Origin of the sequence: Micromonospora sp. NPDC004551 (assembly GCF_040609975.1) — a bacterium.
Taxonomy (GTDB): Bacteria; Actinomycetota; Actinomycetes; order Mycobacteriales; family Micromonosporaceae; genus Micromonospora.
On the sequence record NZ_JBEXLM010000002.1, the window covers coordinates 59,339 to 74,311 of the forward strand.

Annotated in this window: 15 protein-coding genes; 6 read left to right on the forward strand and 9 right to left on the reverse strand. The window is 72.3% G+C overall.

All coding sequences use genetic code 11. The features are described 5' to 3' along the window. Positions 1–10: 10 nt before the first annotated feature. Entirely contained in the window at positions 11–436 is a 426-nt protein-coding gene (locus ABZW14_RS04280; protein WP_355339580.1) for a cytochrome c oxidase subunit 4, read from the forward strand. A 518-nt stretch (positions 437–954) separates the two neighbouring features. Here the strand turns inward: ABZW14_RS04280 and ABZW14_RS04285 are convergent. The 4 genes from ABZW14_RS04285 to ABZW14_RS04300 all read right to left on the reverse strand — a co-directional run bounded on the left by ABZW14_RS04285 (position 955) and on the right by ABZW14_RS04300 (position 4,021). Beyond that, positions 955–1,164: a hypothetical protein gene (locus tag ABZW14_RS04285; protein ID WP_355339583.1), complete on the reverse strand. Its 210-nt coding sequence runs from the start codon at positions 1,162–1,164 to the stop codon at positions 955–957. A gap of 121 nt (positions 1,165–1,285) precedes the next feature. Beyond that, positions 1,286–2,332 (reverse strand): anthranilate phosphoribosyltransferase, encoded by a 1,047-nt coding sequence (gene trpD / locus ABZW14_RS04290; RefSeq protein ID WP_355339586.1) that lies wholly within the window; start codon positions 2,330–2,332, stop codon positions 1,286–1,288. Positions 2,333–2,576: 244 nt separating this feature from the next. Then, on the reverse strand, positions 2,577–2,975 hold the full coding sequence (locus ABZW14_RS04295) for a hypothetical protein (RefSeq protein ID WP_355339589.1): 399 nt from the start codon (positions 2,973–2,975) through the stop codon (positions 2,577–2,579). Positions 2,976–3,067: 92 nt separating this feature from the next. Continuing rightward, on the reverse strand, positions 3,068–4,021 hold the full coding sequence (locus tag ABZW14_RS04300; RefSeq protein ID WP_355339592.1) for a cytochrome c oxidase assembly protein: 954 nt from the start codon (positions 4,019–4,021) through the stop codon (positions 3,068–3,070). Between the two features lie 108 nt (positions 4,022–4,129). Between ABZW14_RS04300 and ABZW14_RS04305 the strand changes: the two genes are divergently transcribed. From ABZW14_RS04305 to ABZW14_RS04325, 5 genes are all read left to right on the forward strand, one after another. After that, entirely contained in the window at positions 4,130–4,729 is a 600-nt protein-coding gene (locus ABZW14_RS04305) for a heme-copper oxidase subunit III (protein ID WP_091268281.1), read from the forward strand. A gap of 72 nt (positions 4,730–4,801) precedes the next feature. Next, positions 4,802–5,638, forward strand: coding sequence for a c-type cytochrome (locus tag ABZW14_RS04310; protein ID WP_355339596.1), 837 nt, complete (start codon positions 4,802–4,804; stop codon positions 5,636–5,638). Positions 5,639–5,705: 67 nt separating this feature from the next. Then, positions 5,706–6,794: a Rieske 2Fe-2S domain-containing protein gene (locus ABZW14_RS04315; RefSeq protein ID WP_355339599.1), complete on the forward strand. Its 1,089-nt coding sequence runs from the start codon at positions 5,706–5,708 to the stop codon at positions 6,792–6,794. After that, positions 6,791–8,422, forward strand: coding sequence for a cytochrome b N-terminal domain-containing protein (locus ABZW14_RS04320; RefSeq protein WP_355339602.1), 1,632 nt, complete (start codon positions 6,791–6,793; stop codon positions 8,420–8,422). The genes ABZW14_RS04315 and ABZW14_RS04320 overlap by 4 nt, the downstream gene beginning before the upstream one ends. Before the next feature lie 211 nt (positions 8,423–8,633). Then, positions 8,634–9,320 (forward strand): DUF4142 domain-containing protein, encoded by a 687-nt coding sequence (locus ABZW14_RS04325; RefSeq protein ID WP_355339605.1) that lies wholly within the window; start codon positions 8,634–8,636, stop codon positions 9,318–9,320. A 61-nt stretch (positions 9,321–9,381) separates the two neighbouring features. Here ABZW14_RS04325 and ABZW14_RS04330 read toward each other — a convergent pair whose 3' ends face one another. From ABZW14_RS04330 to ABZW14_RS04350, 5 genes are all read right to left on the reverse strand, one after another. Then, on the reverse strand, positions 9,382–9,669 hold the full coding sequence (locus ABZW14_RS04330; protein ID WP_355339608.1) for an Lrp/AsnC ligand binding domain-containing protein: 288 nt from the start codon (positions 9,667–9,669) through the stop codon (positions 9,382–9,384). Positions 9,670–9,721: 52 nt separating this feature from the next. Beyond that, positions 9,722–10,600, reverse strand: coding sequence for a sugar phosphate nucleotidyltransferase (locus ABZW14_RS04335; protein WP_355339611.1), 879 nt, complete (start codon positions 10,598–10,600; stop codon positions 9,722–9,724). Then, on the reverse strand, positions 10,597–11,136 hold the full coding sequence (locus tag ABZW14_RS04340; protein ID WP_355339614.1) for an NUDIX domain-containing protein: 540 nt from the start codon (positions 11,134–11,136) through the stop codon (positions 10,597–10,599). Before ABZW14_RS04340 ends, ABZW14_RS04335 begins: the two co-directional genes overlap by 4 nt. Positions 11,137–11,185: 49 nt before the next feature. Further along, complete coding sequence (locus ABZW14_RS04345) at positions 11,186–12,976, reverse strand: HD domain-containing protein (protein ID WP_355340170.1); 1,791 nt, start codon at positions 12,974–12,976, stop codon at positions 11,186–11,188. Positions 12,977–13,106: 130 nt separating this feature from the next. After that, positions 13,107–14,864 carry a DEDD exonuclease domain-containing protein gene (locus ABZW14_RS04350; RefSeq protein ID WP_355339617.1) on the reverse strand — a complete coding sequence of 586 codons (1,758 nt, stop codon included), beginning with the start codon at positions 14,862–14,864 and terminating at the stop codon, positions 13,107–13,109. Positions 14,865–14,973: the final 109 nt, after the last annotated feature.

Genomic DNA, 14,973 nt, shown 5'->3' on the forward strand with positions numbered 1-14,973 from the left:
GGGGCCTGGCATGAAGACCGAGTGGAAGATCTTCCTCGTCATCGCGACGTTCCTGTTCGGCGCGGCGATCCTCTACGGCGCGTGGACGTACGGCGACGGCGGCCGGGTCGAGTGGGTCGGCACCGTGGGCCTGCTGCTGTCCTTCCTGCTCTGCTCGATGTGCGGCGGCTTCTTCTGGTTCGTCTCGCGCCGCATCGACCTGCGTCCGGAGGACCGGCCGGACGGCGACATCGCCGACGGCGCGGGCGAGATCGGCTTCTTCAGCCCGGGCAGCTACTGGCCGTTCGGCCTGGCCCTGGCCGCCGCGATCGCCGGTCTCGGGCTGGTCTTCTGGCAGTTCTGGCTGCTGGGCCTGGGCATGGTGATGGTCGTGTTCGCGGCGTGCGGCCTGCTCTTCGAGTACTACTCCGGCACCCGGCGCACCGCCGAGCACTGACCCGAAACGCAAGCGGAAGGCCCGCGCCCCCTCCGGGGCTGCGGGCCTTCCGCTGTCCTGTCCCCTTTCCGCCGCCGCCGCTGGCGGGCTGCCGCTGCCGTTCCCGGTTGGGTGGCGGATCTTGGACAGTTGTCGTTCGGTACGAACGGTAAGTCTCCAAGATCGGTCGGTACCGCGAGTGGGCGGCGTGGACAGGCAGGCGGCCCGGGTGGTCGCAGCGCGCAGGTCGGTCAGCGCGGATCCAGACACGCCCGTGCGGGCGAGCGTCGGGTGGCCGCCGGGCGGCACGGGCAGATTCGACGGTGCCGGGGCGACAGGCCGGCGGCCGGCGGTGGGAATGGCCGGGGGCGGCCGGCGTCTGACGGCCGCCCCCGCCGGGTGTCAGCGTGGCGGTCGCCGGGGGGCTGCCGGGGTCGGACGGCAGCATCGCCAAGGTGCCGGCCTCGTCATCGAGGGCGTGAAGAGTGGGTTCTGGCCCGGCCCACATCGCGGTTGCGGTGCGCAGCCGCGGTGGTGGGTCAGGCGGCGCGGCGGTGGGGCGTCCGGGTGGTGCCGCGGCGGCGCTCCAGGCGCGGGGCGCGGAAGGCGAAGGTGGCGATGAGCACGGCGGCTCCGCAGCCGGTGCAGATCAGCTCGGGGCACTCGGCGCCGTGCCCGTCGACGCAGGGGGGCGCCTCGAACGGCACGACGCTCTCGCAGGTGTCGCAGTAGAGCTCGCGGTCCGACACGGGCGTCTCCTCTCGCTCCGGTGTCCGCCCGGTGGCGACGAACGCCATCGGCGGAAAACGGAAAATTACTCCCGTGTAGTTTGGCACGCGCCTCCGACAGAAACCCGGACGGCACCCGGCCTCAGAGCGTGCCGGCCACCTCGAGCCAGCGCTCCAGGGCGCCGGCGGCCGCGCCCGAGTCGATCGACTCGGTCGCCCGGACCAGGCCGGCGCGCAGCGCCTCGTGCAGGTCGCCGTCGAGCGGGCCCTGGGTGGCCAGCGCGACCGCGGCGTTCACCAGCACCGCGTCGCGGACCGGGCCGGTCTCGCCGGCCAGCAGCCGCCGGACGACCCCGGCGTTGTAGGCCGCGTCACCGCCACGCAGGTCGGCCAGGGTGGCCCGGGGTACCCCGAGCTCCGTCGCATCCAGCAGCGCCTCCCTGACGACGCCCTGCTGGGCCACCCAGACGCGGGTCGGCGCGCCGGTGCTGAACTCGTCGAGCCCGTCCTCGCCGCGCATCACGACGACCGAGTCGCCCCGGCCGGCGAAGACGGCCGCCATCACCGGGGCCATCCGCGGGTCGAAGCAGCCCACCGCGCCGGCCCGCGGGCGGGCCGGGTTGGTCAGCGGGCCGAGGAAGTTGAACGCGGTGGGCACGCCGATCTCGCGGCGGACCGGGCCGGTGTGCCGCATGCCGGGGTGGAAGCGGGCGGCGAAGCAGAAGCCGATGCCGGCCTCGGTCACGCAGCGCGCCACCTGCTCCGGGTCCAGGTCCAGCGGGACGCCCAGGTACTCCAGCACGTCGGCGGTGCCGCAGGAGGAGGAGGCGGCGCGGTTGCCGTGCTTGACGACGCGGACCCCGGCTCCGGCGACCACCAGGGCGGCCATGGTGGAGATGTTCACCGTGTGGGCGAGGTCGCCGCCGGTGCCGACCACGTCCAGCGCCGAGGCCCGGACCTCGTCGGGCAGCGCCACCGGGACCGCCCGGGTCAGCATCGCCTCGACCAGGCCGCCCAGCTCGGCCGGCGTCTCGCCCTTGGTGCGCAGCGCCACGGCGAAGCCGGCGATCTGGGCCGGGGTGGCCGAGCCGGCCATGATCTCGCCCATCGCCCAGGCGGTGTCGGCGGTGGAGAGTTCCTCGCCGCGCAGCAGCGCGTTGAGCAGAAGCGGCCAGGTCCGTTCGCCCATGGCGGGCCTCCCGAGCGGGCGTGAGAGCGGGTGTGGCGGCCGTCGTCCGGGTCCCCGTGGCGCCGGGCGGCGCGGAGGCCGGATCGTGGCCGGCGGCCGTCATCCGTCCGTGGGCGTCTGACGACCGCAGGCCGAATTATGGCCGAAGGCGGCCCCGCGGCCTCGTCGCCGTGGGGCCGGGACGGCGGCTCCAGGGTCGCGGCGCGCCGTCGGACGCGCCGGGCTGGAGCCGTCGCAGGGTGGCTCAGGCGGCGGCGTGGGTGCGCCGCAGCAGCTCGGCGACGGTGGTGCCGGCGTTCACCGGGTCGAGCGGGTGGGTCAGCGTGGCGTCGACCTCGGCGTACGCGGCCAGCCAGCGGTCGGCGGCGCGGGCCAGCACCACGCAGGTCGGCGGGGCGTCGTCGCGGTCGTCCTTGATCTGGCGGGCGATGCCGATGCCGCCACCGGGGCTCGCCTCGCCGTCGAGCAGGAGCAGGTCGATCTCGTAGTCGTCGACCAGCCGGACGCACCCGGCGTAGTCGGCGGCCTCGACGAACTCGATCTCGATCCCCGGGGCGGGCCGGGTGCCGACGGCGAGTCGCATCCGGTCACGGACCTTCGGGTCGTCGCTGTAGAGCAGGACGGTGCAAAGACGATCGCTCATCGTGACGTGGCTCCCACCTCGTAGCTGCCCGCTGATCGTAGCGGGCGTCACATCCGGCCGGTCGGCCCGCCCTGGCGTACCGCGGACCGGGTTCAGGCGCTCGCTTCCGCGGCGCGCTGGCGGGCCTCCTGGCGGTCGAGCTCGCGGTCCAGCCGGCGGGCCTCGCGCTCGGACTGCTTGATCCACTGGACGACCAGCACGGCCAGCATGGTGACGCTGACGAACTCGCCGCCGGCCCACAGCACGCCGCCCGCGACCACCTGGTCGTTCCACGGGTCGGACCAGCTCAGGTGCAGCGACGGGTACCAGTCACCGCCGAGCAGCGTGGTGCTCTGCATGATGGTGAGCCCGAGCACGGTGTGGAACGGCACGGACAGCAGCATGAGCAGCGCCCGCGCCGGGTACGGCCAGCGCCCGGGCAGCGGGTCCAGGCCGAGCAGCGGCCAGAAGAACACGCAGCCGGTCATGATGAAGTGCGCGTGCACGAGTTCGTGCGCCCACTCGTGCCGGAGGGTGATCTCGTAGAGGCCCGTGAAGTAGAGGGCGAACGGGTTCACCACGAAGATGGCGAACGCCACCAGCGGGAAGCTGTAGATCCGGGCGACCCGGCTGTGCACGATGGCCAGGAGCCGCTTGCGCGGGCGCACCGGCAGGGTGCGCAGGGCGAGCGTCACCGGCGCGCCGAGCGCCAGGAAGATCGGCGCGATCATGGACAGCACCATGTGCTGGATCATGTGCACGGACAGCAGGGCGGTGTCGTAGGCGCCCAGCCCGCTGACCGTGACGGCGGCGATGCCGCCCAGGCCCGGGAAGAGGAAGAAGACGGTACGCGCGACCGGCCAGCGGTCGCCGCGCAGTCGCAGCCGGTACACCCCGTAGAGGTAGAGGCCGGCGGCGAGCACCAGGCCGAGGGTGAGCCAACTGTCCAGCCGGGTCTCGGTCAGGACCCGGGCCACGGTGAACGGTGGCGGGACGGCCTCGCCCCCCGCCGCGAGTGTCGCCGGGGCCACCGAGGTGGCGGCGAAGATCGGATCGACGTGCAGCACGCTTTTCAGGGTAGGTCAGGCGAAGCGGACGACCCCGATCGGGCCACTGATGGCACAGGTTTGCCACCCCGCTGATCGTCGGTCCCGGTCAAGGGCAATAATGACCGCGTGACTGCGGCCCCAGCCATTGACAAGAGCCGGATCCACTCCCTGACGCGGCCGAACATGGTCAGCGTCGGGACGATCGTGTGGCTCTCCAGCGAACTCATGTTCTTCGCGGCGCTGTTCGCGATGTACTTCTCGATCCGCGCGGCGGCGCCGGAGCAGTGGGAGAAGCACACCGAGATCCTCAACATCCCCTACGCGACCACCTTCACGGTGATCCTGGTGCTGTCCTCGGTGACCTGCCAGCTCGGTGTCTTCGCGGCCGAGAAGGGTGACGTCCACGCCCTCCGCCGGTGGTTCACCATCACCTTCGTGATGGGCCTGATCTTCGTGCTCGGCCAGGCGAACGAGTACCGGAACCTGGTGCACGAGGGCGTCAAGATCAACGCAGACGGTTACGGGTCGATGTTCTACCTGACGACCGGCTTCCACGGCCTGCACGTGACCGGCGGTCTCGTCGCGTTCATCATCTTCATGATCCGCACCACCATGGGCCGGTTCACCCCGGCGCAGGCGACCTCGGCGATCGTCGTGTCCTACTACTGGCACTTCGTCGACGTCGTGTGGATCGGGCTCTACGCCATGATCTACTGGCTCCAGTGATCTTGGCGCGTCACGTATCGCGCCGCTGCTCCGTCCCCTGAGACAAGGTCCAACCGGTTAAGGACACAGGTCATGACTTCTGACAACGACCGCCGACGCGGTCTGCTCGCGCGGCTGCGCGGGCGGCCCGTAGCGCGCAGCAGGGGCCGCCGCCGGCTGGGTGCCGCGGTCCGGCTGGCCGCCGCGCTGATGCTGGCCGGCGGCGCCTACACCGTCTTCGCCCCCGGTGTGCAGGCGCAGGACAACCCGCCCCTGAGCGCCGCCGCCAACGAGGGCAAGGCGCTGTTCGACGTGAGCTGTGTGACCTGCCACGGTCGCAACGCCCAGGGCGTCGAGGGACGCGGGCCGAGCCTGATCGGCGTCGGGTCGGCCTCGGTCGAGTTCCAGGTCAGCAGCGGTCGGATGCCGATGGCCCGGCAGGAAGCCCAGGCCATGCGGAAGCCCCCGCAGTTCACCGACGAGCAGGTCCGCCAGCTCGGCCAGTACATCCAGGAGCTCGGCGGCGGCCCGCAGGTGCCGCAGGGCAACAACCTGCACCAGAACGCCGACATGGCCGCCGGTGGCGAGCTGTTCCGGATCAACTGCTCGCAGTGCCACGCGTTCGGTGGCGGCGGTGGCGCCCTCTCCTCGGGCAAGTACGCGCCGAGCCTGCGCCCGGCCAGCGACCGGCAGATCTACGCCGCCATGCTGAGCGGCCCGCAGAACATGCCGGTGTTCGGGGACAACCAGATCACTCCGGAGCAGAAGGCGGACATCATCGCCTACATCCAGGAGACCCTGAAGCACGACCAGGACCAGGGCGGTTTCAACCTGGGCCGGTACGGCCCGTCGACCGAGGGTCTCGCGATCTTCCTGGTCGGCATCGTCGCGCTGGTCTTCACGAGCCTGTGGATTGCGGGCAAGTCGTGACCGAGCGGATCATTCGTTTCAGTGCTGTGGCGCCGACCCCCGGCGTCACCCGTAGCGAGGTGACGGCATGAGCACCCACACCGAGCACCAGGCCCAGCGGGGCCCGGAGCCGCTCGACGTGAACGACCCCCGGCTCTCCCGGTTCGACATCGTCGAGGAGGGCGCGCGGCGGGACGACATCGAGATCGTCCACTACGAGCCGCAGGTGGTCCCCGGCAGCAAGGCGGAGCGCCGGCTGACCCGCACGGTCGCGTCGTTCTTCTGGATCACGTTCCTGGCCGGGCTGGCCTTCCTGGTCATCTACATCTGGTGGCCCTGGAAGTGGGAGGCCGGCCGCGGCGGCGACAAGTACTACACCCCGCTGCTCGGGGTGACCCTCGGCATCGCCCTGCTCGGCATCGGCTTCGGCATCCTCACCTGGGGCAAGAAGCTGCTGCCCAAGGAGGTGTCGATCCAGGACCGGCACGACCAGCCCGGTTCCCCGGAGGATCGCAAGATCACCGGCGAGACCATGCTGTACATGGCCGACGAGCTCGGCGTGAAGCGCCGGCCGCTGCTCGGCGTCTCCCTGATGGCCGGTCTGCTGCCGGTCGGCGCGGTCGTCGCGGCCCCCCTGGTCGGTGGCCTGATCTCGCAGCCGCACAAGAACAACCAGATGTTCACCACCGGGTTCAAGCCGACTTCGGACGGCAAGCGGATCCGGCTGATCCGCGAGGACGGCCGGCCGATCCGCCCGGCGGACGTCAGCGTCGGCGGCCAGCTCACCGTCTTCCCGGGCATCGAGGGTGGCGTCAGCAACAAGCACGCCGACTCGCCGACCCTGCTGATTCACCTGCGCGAGGACGACGCGCAGAAGTCGCGCGCCGCCAACGCGCGCAAGGGCCACGGCGACTACATGTGGGGCAACTACGTCGCGTTCTCCAAGATCTGCACGCACGCCGGCTGCCCGGCCAGCCTGTACGAGCAGCAGACCAACCGCCTGCTCTGCCCCTGCCACCAGTCGCAGTTCCTCATCACCGACAACGCCAAGCCGGTCTTCGGCCCGGCGAACCGGCCGCTGCCGCAGCTGCCGATCGAGGTGGACGAGGAGGGCTTCTTCGTGGCGAAGTCCGACTACACCGAGACCATCGGTCCCGACTTCTGGGAGCGGCCATGAAGCGCCGAAAGTTCGATGCCGCCGCGCTGCCGGCCAAGACCGCCGGGGCGGTGGACGACCGCTTCCAGGTGGCCACCCCGCTGCGCAAGCTGCTGAACAAGGTCTTCCCGGACCACTGGTCCTTCCTGCTGGGCGAGATCGCGCTCTTCTCGTTCATCGTCCTGCTGCTGACCGGTGTCTTCCTGACCTTCTTCTTCGAGCCGGCGATGACCGAGGTGGTCTACGACGGCAGCTACGCCCCGCTGCGGGGCACCCCGATGTCGGCCGCGTACGCCTCCAGCCTGGACCTGTCGTTCGACGTCCGGGGTGGTCTGATCATGCGGCAGATGCACCACTGGGCGGCGCTGCTGTTCATGGCCTCGATCGTGGTGCACATGCTCCGGGTCTTCTTCACCGGCGCGTTCCGCAAGCCGCGTGAGACGAACTGGATCATCGGCTCGCTGCTGTTCTGGGTCGGCTTCCTGGCCGGCTTCACCGGCTACTCGCTCCCGGACGACGGCCTCTCCGGCACCGGTCTGCGGATCGCCTCCGGCATCATCCTGTCGATCCCGGTGATCGGCTCCTGGGTGAGCTCGTCGATCTTCGGCGGGGAGTTCCCCGGCACGATCATCATCAGCCGGTTCTTCATCGCCCACGTGCTGCTCATCCCGGGTCTGCTGGTGGCGCTGATCAGCGTCCACCTGGGCCTGGTGTTCAAGCAGAAGCACACCCAGTGGCCCGGCCCCGGCCGGACCAACGAGAACGTGGTCGGCGAGCGGATGTTCCCGCGCTACGCGCTCAAGCAGGGCGGCTTCTTCATGGTCGTCTTCGGCGTGATCGCGCTGATGGGTGGCCTCTTCCAGATCAACCCGATCTGGTACTTCGGCCCGTACGAGGCGTGGGTGGTCTCGGCCGCCAGCCAGCCCGACTGGTACGTCATGTTCCTCGACGGCTCGACCCGTCTCATGCCGGGCTGGGAGATCTCCATCCCGATCGGCGACGGTTACGTCATCCCGCCGCTGTTCTGGCCGACGGTCGTGCTCCCCGGCATCCTGGTGGGCCTGTCGACGATGTACCCGTTCGTGGAGGCGCGCCGCCTCAAGGACTACCGGCACCACAACCTGCTCCAGCGGCCCCGGGACGCACCCGCCCGGACCGCGGTGGGTGCCATGGCGGTCGCCTTCTACGTCGTGCTGACCCTGTCCGGCGGCAACGACGTCATCGCCGACAAGTTCCACATCAGCTTGAACGCGATGACCTGGGCCGGCCGCGTCGGCCTGCTGATCCTCCCGCCGCTGGCCTACTACGTCACCTACCGGCTGTGCCTGGGTCTCCAGCAGCACGACCGGGAGGTGCTGGCCCACGGCGTGGAGACCGGCATCATCAAGCGGCTGCCCGACGGCCGGTTCGTCGAGGTCCACCAGCCGCTGACCCCGACCGACGGGCACGACGGGCACGGCCCGGCGCTGGACTACGTCGGCTGGGTGGTGCCGAAGAAGATGAACCGGCTCGGTGCCCTCGGCCCGGCCATCCGGGGCTTCTTCTACCCGATCGAGAAGCCGGCCGAGGCGCCGGTCTCGCCGGGGCACCCGCCGGTCGAGCCCCGACCGGAGCGGGAGGAGATCGGCAGCGGCGAGGCCCGTCGCTGACCCGCCCCGCGTACGACTGACCGTGGCGCCCGCCGGATCACCGGCGGGCGTCACGGCCGTTTTCCGGCCCGGCCGTCCCGTTCCGCCCGCGGGACGCCGGTCGGCCCCGCTCCGGTGTCCCGCCACCCCCTGACACGGACGGGTGGAATCGCAGGAATAACCCCGGTCAGCCGGGTATCCGTGCGGTCCAACGTCTCAAGGGGGGGAAAGCATGTTGGGAATCAAACGCCTGGGCCTGCTGGCCGCGCTGGTGCTCGTGGGACTGGCACCAGCGGCCGCGGCCCAGGCCGCGGCCCAGCCGTCGACGCAGGACACGCAGTACCTGCAGGCGTTGCACCAGGTGAACCTGTTCGAGATCACCGCGGGTAACCTGGCGCAGCAGAAGGGCCAGAACACGCAGGTCAAGGACCTGGGCAAGATGTTCGTGACGGACCACACCCAGCTGGACCAGACGGTGCAGTCGACCGCACAGCAGCTCAACGTGCAGCTGCCGGCCGACCCGACCGCCGACCAGCAGAAGGTCCTCGACCGGCTGAACAACCTCAGCGGAGCCGAGTTCGACAAGGCGTGGGTGACCGCCCAGTTGGCTGGCCACGTCCAGGCCATCCAGGCCACCCAGACCGAGATCTCGCAGGGTTCCGAGCAGTCGGTGGTGCAGATCGCCCAGGACGCCCTGCCGGTCCTCCAGGCGCATTACGACGCGCTGGTGGCCCTGGCCCAGACCCTGGGCGTCCCGGTCCCGCAGACCAGCGCCAGCGGCACGCCCAGCCCGGGCGGCACCGGCACCGAGTCGCCGGCTCCCGGCGGCACCGGCACCGAGTCGCCGGCTCCGGGTGGCACCAGCACCGAGTCGCCCGCTCCGGGCACCACGGAGACCCCGGCGCCGGCTCAGAGCTGACGCGTACGACCGACGGTGGCCGGTCCGCCCTGCGGGGGTGGGCCGGCCACCGGCGTGCGGGTCAGTCGGCGCTGGCCAGCCCGATCGCGAACGCCTCCTCCAGGTCATGCTGTGAGTAGGCGCGGAACGCGATGTGGGACTCCGTGTTGATCACGCCCGGCACCTTGGAGATGCTGCCGGCGATGACCTGGGCGATCTGCTCGAACTCGCGGACCCGGACCATGGCGATCAGGTCGACGTGCCCGGCCACCGAGTAGACCTCGCTGACGCCGGGCAGGTTGGCCAGCGTCTCGGCCACCTCGGGAATGGAGTCGGTGGCGCAGTCGATCAGCACGATCGCGGTGATCACGGGACATTTCTCCGTTCGTCGGCGTCGAGGCCCATGCTAAGGGCTCGGCGGGTCACCCGGCCGCCGGGACGGTCAGGTCGCTGCCCGCCCGGATCACGCCGTTGAGGCGTTCCCCGGCAGCGACCGTCGCGCCCGGCCAGACGACCGACCGGTCCACCGCGCCGCGCACCACCGCGCCGGCGCCGACCACCGAGCGGGTCACCGGCCCGTCGACCGTGGCGGACGGGTCGACCAGGCCGCCCGGGCCGGCCGCGTGCAGGTTGGCCGCCAGGTAGTCGGCCGGGGTGCCGGTGTCGTAGAAGGTGCCCCGATAGGGGACAACGGTGAGCGCGCCGGCCGCCTCCGCGGGCCGCCACACCGCCCGGACCAGGTCGGCGAACGTCGCCGGCAGTTCCCGGACCAGCCGCCACGGCAGCAGCGAGAACCCCACGAACCGGTGGCCGTCGAAGGTGCCGGGTGCCGCCGGGTCGACGGCCGGCTGGCCGAGCAGGCGTACGCTCCGCCCGTCCCAGCCGTCCAGCAGCGCCGCCACGTCCGGCCCCGGCGGGGCGTCCGGATCGGCCAGGTACGCGTCGGCGTTGCCGACCAGCACCCCCCGCCCGGCGATCCAGTCCCGGAGGTTGCCCAGCCCGCCCGCGGTGCCCAGCGGGCCGCCCGGCTCGACCGACAGGTGTGCCCGCGCACCCACGTGCGCCACCACCTGCCCACCCAGGTAGCAGGCGTTCACGGCGACCCGGTCCGGCCCGGTCAGGCCCAGCCCCGCCAGCCGGTCCAGTGCCCGGTCGAGCAACGGCACGTTGCCGACCGGGCAGAGCGCCTTCGGCAGGTGCGCGGTGAGCGGGCGCAGCCGGGTCCCCTCCCCGGCGGCGAGCACGACCGCGCAGAGGTCTACGCCGGCCGGCCGGCCGGGCCCGGTCGCGGGGGCGGTCACGCGCTGGGCGGCGCCGCCGGCGGGACCTCGTCCGCGCGCGGGCCGATCCCGTAGTGCCGGAGCAGGTTGGCGGTGGCCCGGCTCATCCGGGGCAGGTCGTCCAGCGGGTGCCAGGCGGCCTCGAAGACCTCGGCGCCGTCCACCGTCAGATCGGTGCTGGACGCGGGCACCTCCGTCTCGAAGACCACGTCCACCCAGCCCTTGGCGTGCACCACGGCGTTCGGCACGGCGGGGCGGAGCCGCTCGGGCGAGAGCCGGATGCCGGACTCCTCGTACAGTTCGCGGGCCGCGCCGACCACCGGCGCCTCGCCGCGTTGCAGCAGCCCGGCCGGGAGGGTCCAGCTGTGGCCGGGCGGCTGGCGCAGCAGCAGGATGCGCCCCGCCCCGCCGGCCTCGGAGTCCCGGACCAGGGTGACCGCGCCGACGATGTACTTCGGCACGGCGAGCCGGACCAGCCGCCGCCGCAGCGGGACCGGCAGCCGGTAGAAGATCTGGTAGCCGAGGGCCCGTCCGGTGGCACGCGCGCGGGGGATCATTCCTGTAAGGCTAGTGGCCGGGCGGCGCCGGCGGATGAGCGGAGCTCACCTACTGCCGGTGGTCGACCAGATCGATCAGCTGCTGGACCACCGTGTCGGGCTCCACGGTGCGGTCGAAGACCGCCACCAGGAGGGTCTCCAGGTCGGGGTAGCCCAGTTCCTCGGAGAGCCGCAGCAGCGGCAGGTCGCTGGCCAGGCCCCGGTCGTGTTTGCGCAGCGCCAGGCCGATGGTGGCCCGGCCGAGGCGTACCTTGTCGGCGATCGAGATGCCCGGCTCGGTGTGCTCGGCGAACCAGCGGTTGATCTGCATCTGGGCGTGCGGGGACTTGACGAAGCCCAGCCACTCCCGGCGCGGCCCGCGCGGCGCCACGTCGACCTCGAAGCCGCTCTCCGCGTCGCTCTCGGTGAAGATCTCCACCACGTCGCCCTCCTCCAACTCCGAGGAGAGCGGGGCCAGCCGGCCGTTGATCCGCGCGGCGAGGCAGTGGTCGCCCCGCTCGGTGCCCAGTTCGTAGGCCAGGTCGACCGGGGTGGCGCCGGCCGGCAGCACCACCTGCCGCCCGTCGGCGACCACCTGGATCTGCGCCTCGGCCAGGTCGCAGCGCAGCGACTCCATGAACTGCGCGGGGTCGACCGTCTCCTGCTCCCAGTCGAGCACCCGGCGCAGCCAGGCCAGCTCGTCCGCCCGGTCGGCGGACCGCCCGGCCACCCGGGGGAAGCGGTAGTGGGCGGCGACGCCGTATTCGGCCGAGTGGTGCATCTCCTCGGTGCGGATCAGCACCTCGACGGTCCGGTCCTGGGGGCCGCAGACGCTGGTGTGCAGGGACCGGTAGAGGTTGTTCTTCGGGGAGGCGATGAAGTCCTTGAAGCGGCCCGGCACCGGCCGCCAGAGCCCGTGCACCGCGCCGAGCGCGGCGTAGCAGTCGGTCGCCGGGCCGTCGACGACGATGGCGATACGGGGGAGGTCGTAGGGCGCGGCGTGCCCGCCGGCCACCGTGTCCTTCCAGATCGAGTAGAGGTGCCGGGGGCGGGGGCCGACTTCGGCGTCCACCCGGCTGCGGCGCAGCGCCACCCGTGTCTTCGCCACCACGTCGTCGAGGTAGGCGTCCCAGCCCGGCCGGTCGTGCACGAAGCGGGCGAGCCGCGCGTGCTCCTCCGGCTGAAGGTGCAGCAGCACCACGTCGTCCAGTTCGCGTTTGAGGGTCTGGATGCCCAGCCGGTCGCAGAGCGGGACGAGCACCTCCTGGGTCTTGCGGGCGATCCGTTCCCGGGAGGCGGCCGAGCGGACGCCGAGGGTGCGCATGTTGTGCAGCCGGTCGGCCAGCTTGATGATCAGCACCCGGACGTCCTTGCCGGCCGCCACGATCATCTTGCGGACGGTTTCCGCCTCGGCGACCTTGCCGTAGAACGCCTTGTCGAACTTGGTGACGCCGTCGACCAGGTGGGCCACCTGGCGCCCGAAGTCCTCCTGGAGCGCCTGGAGGGTGTAGCGGGTGTCCTCCACGGTGTCGTGCAGCAGCGCGGCGACCAGGGTGGTGGTGTCCATGCCCAGGTTCGCGCAGATCTGGGCGACTGCGAGCGGGTGCGTGATGTAGGGCTCGCCGCTCTTGCGGAACTGGCCGCGGTGCATGTTCTCGGCGATCGTGTAGGCCCGCCGCAACACCGACGCGTCGGCGCTGGGATGGATGCCGCGATGGGCGCGGACCAGCGCGGTGACCGGGTCGCTGTCGGTGGTGGGCCAGGTGAGCAGGGAGCGCAGGCGCCGGGAGAGCGGTAGCTCGCCGGGCTGGGTCGGGAGGGCGCCGCCCAGGGCGGCGCCGTGTCCGGCGTCGACGTCCACCTGGGACACCTCCTCACCCCGGCCCCGGGCCGCCGGGGGGACCGGCGACCGGGAGCAGGCCCGCGAATCGGGCAGGACTGCACTTCTCTAACAGCCTAAGCGAGTTGACGTAGTCCGATCGGACACTTGGTCATGAGCGTTCGGTCGAGAGTTGGTGGGAGGCGCCGTTCTCCGCCTTGGTCAACAGGTCGCGGAACCGGCCCGCGCCGGCGACCGGCGAGGCCCAACCGGCCGACATCTCCACGAGCCGGGTCTCCGGTCGCTCCAACCAGGACAGGATGCGCTCGGTCTCCTCGGCGGTGGCCGCCGGCACCGGGCCGTGCCCGGGCAGGACCGTCTCGGCGGTGGCCCGGATCGCGGCGATGGTCGGTCGTGGGTGGACACCCGGCGGGGACACCCCGGCCCCGGCCAGCCGGCCGTGGCGCACCAGGGCCAGCTCCCAGCCGCCCCGGGCGGCCGGCCGGGCGGCGGCCAGCTCGGCGATGCCGGTCAGCGCGGCCAGGCGCTGCATGCGGACCGCCGCGCGCAGCACCGCGGCCAGCCGGCTGCGCACCACCGCGGCCTCCTCGTAGCGCCGGCCGGCGGAGAGCACCTCGATCCGGGCCAGCAGGGCGTCGACCACCACCTGCGGGTCGTCCCGGGTGGCGGTGCGGAACGGGACGGCCGCCCGGTCGTCGTACTCCTCCGGGGTGATCCGGTGCTCGCAGGGCGCCGGGCAGCGACCCAGCTCGGCCAGCGCGCACGCCGGCATGGTGGTGCGCCGGGACAGCCGGTGGGTGCACTGGCGCAGCGGCACCGCGTCGTGGAACCCGGCGGCGGCCAGCTCGGCGGCCTGCTTGGAGCGGAACGGGCCGAGGTAGGCCGAGTCGGTGGGGGCGAGGTCGCGCACGATCGACAACCGGGGGTACGCCTCGTCGGTCAGCTTCAGCCAGACCTGGCGCTCCGGGTATTTCGACCGCCGGTTGTACGGCGGCGCGTGCGCGGCGATCAGGCGCAGCTCGCGCACCTCGGCCTCCAGCGAGTGGGCGCACTCGACCGCCTCCACGCGCTCGGCGGCGGCCAGCATCTCCGAGATCCGGGCCCGCTTCTCGGCGGCGGTGAAGTAGCTGCGCACCCGGGTGGCGATGTCGCCCGAGGTGCCGACGTAGAGCGGCCGGTCGTCGGCGGCCCGGAAGATGTAGACGCCGGGCACCTTCGGCAGCCCCTCGGCGAGGTGCCGCTTGCGCCGCTGCGTCGGGGTGACCGCCCGGGCGAACTCGATGGCCTCGCCGATGGTGTCCACCCGGTGCCCGCCGAGCCGGCCGATCAGCCCGTGGAGCACGTCGACGGTGGCCTTGGCGTCGTCCAGCGCCCGGTGCGTGGGCTGGGTGGCGGTGCGGAAGTAGGCCGCCAGGGTGCCCAGCTTGCGGTTGGGCACCTCGTCGCGGGTGAGCACCCGGCGGGCCAGCGCGGCGGTGTCCAGCACCCGCGGGTTGGGCCAGCGGTAGCCGTGCTTCGCGCAGGCGGCCTTGAGGAAGCCCACGTCGTAGGGGGCGTTGTGGGCCACCAGCACGGCGTCGGTGACGAACTCCAGGAAACTCGGCAGCACCTGCTCGATCGGTGGCGCGGGCAGCAGCATGGCCTGGGTGATCCCGGTCAGCACGGTGATGAACGGCGGGATCGGCACTCCCGGGTTGACCAGGGTGGCGAGCACGCCCAGCTCCTCGCCGCCGCGCACCTTCACGGCGCCGATCTCGGTGATCCCGCCGCCGTCCGGCGCGCCGCCGGTGGTCTCCAGGTCGACCACCACGAAGGTGGTCGCGTAGAGCGGCAGCGCGGGGTCGACCCCCGTGCCCGCCACCCGGTCCAGGCCGGCCAGGGCCTCCTGGACGTAGTCCGCTCGCGTCACCAGCGGCACGCTAGCGGCGGGGTCCGACACTCCCGTCCCGGCAGCCCCAGGGGTCACCCCGGCGGTAGGATGAGAGATCGGCTCACTCACCGGGCGGTGAGCCCGTTCG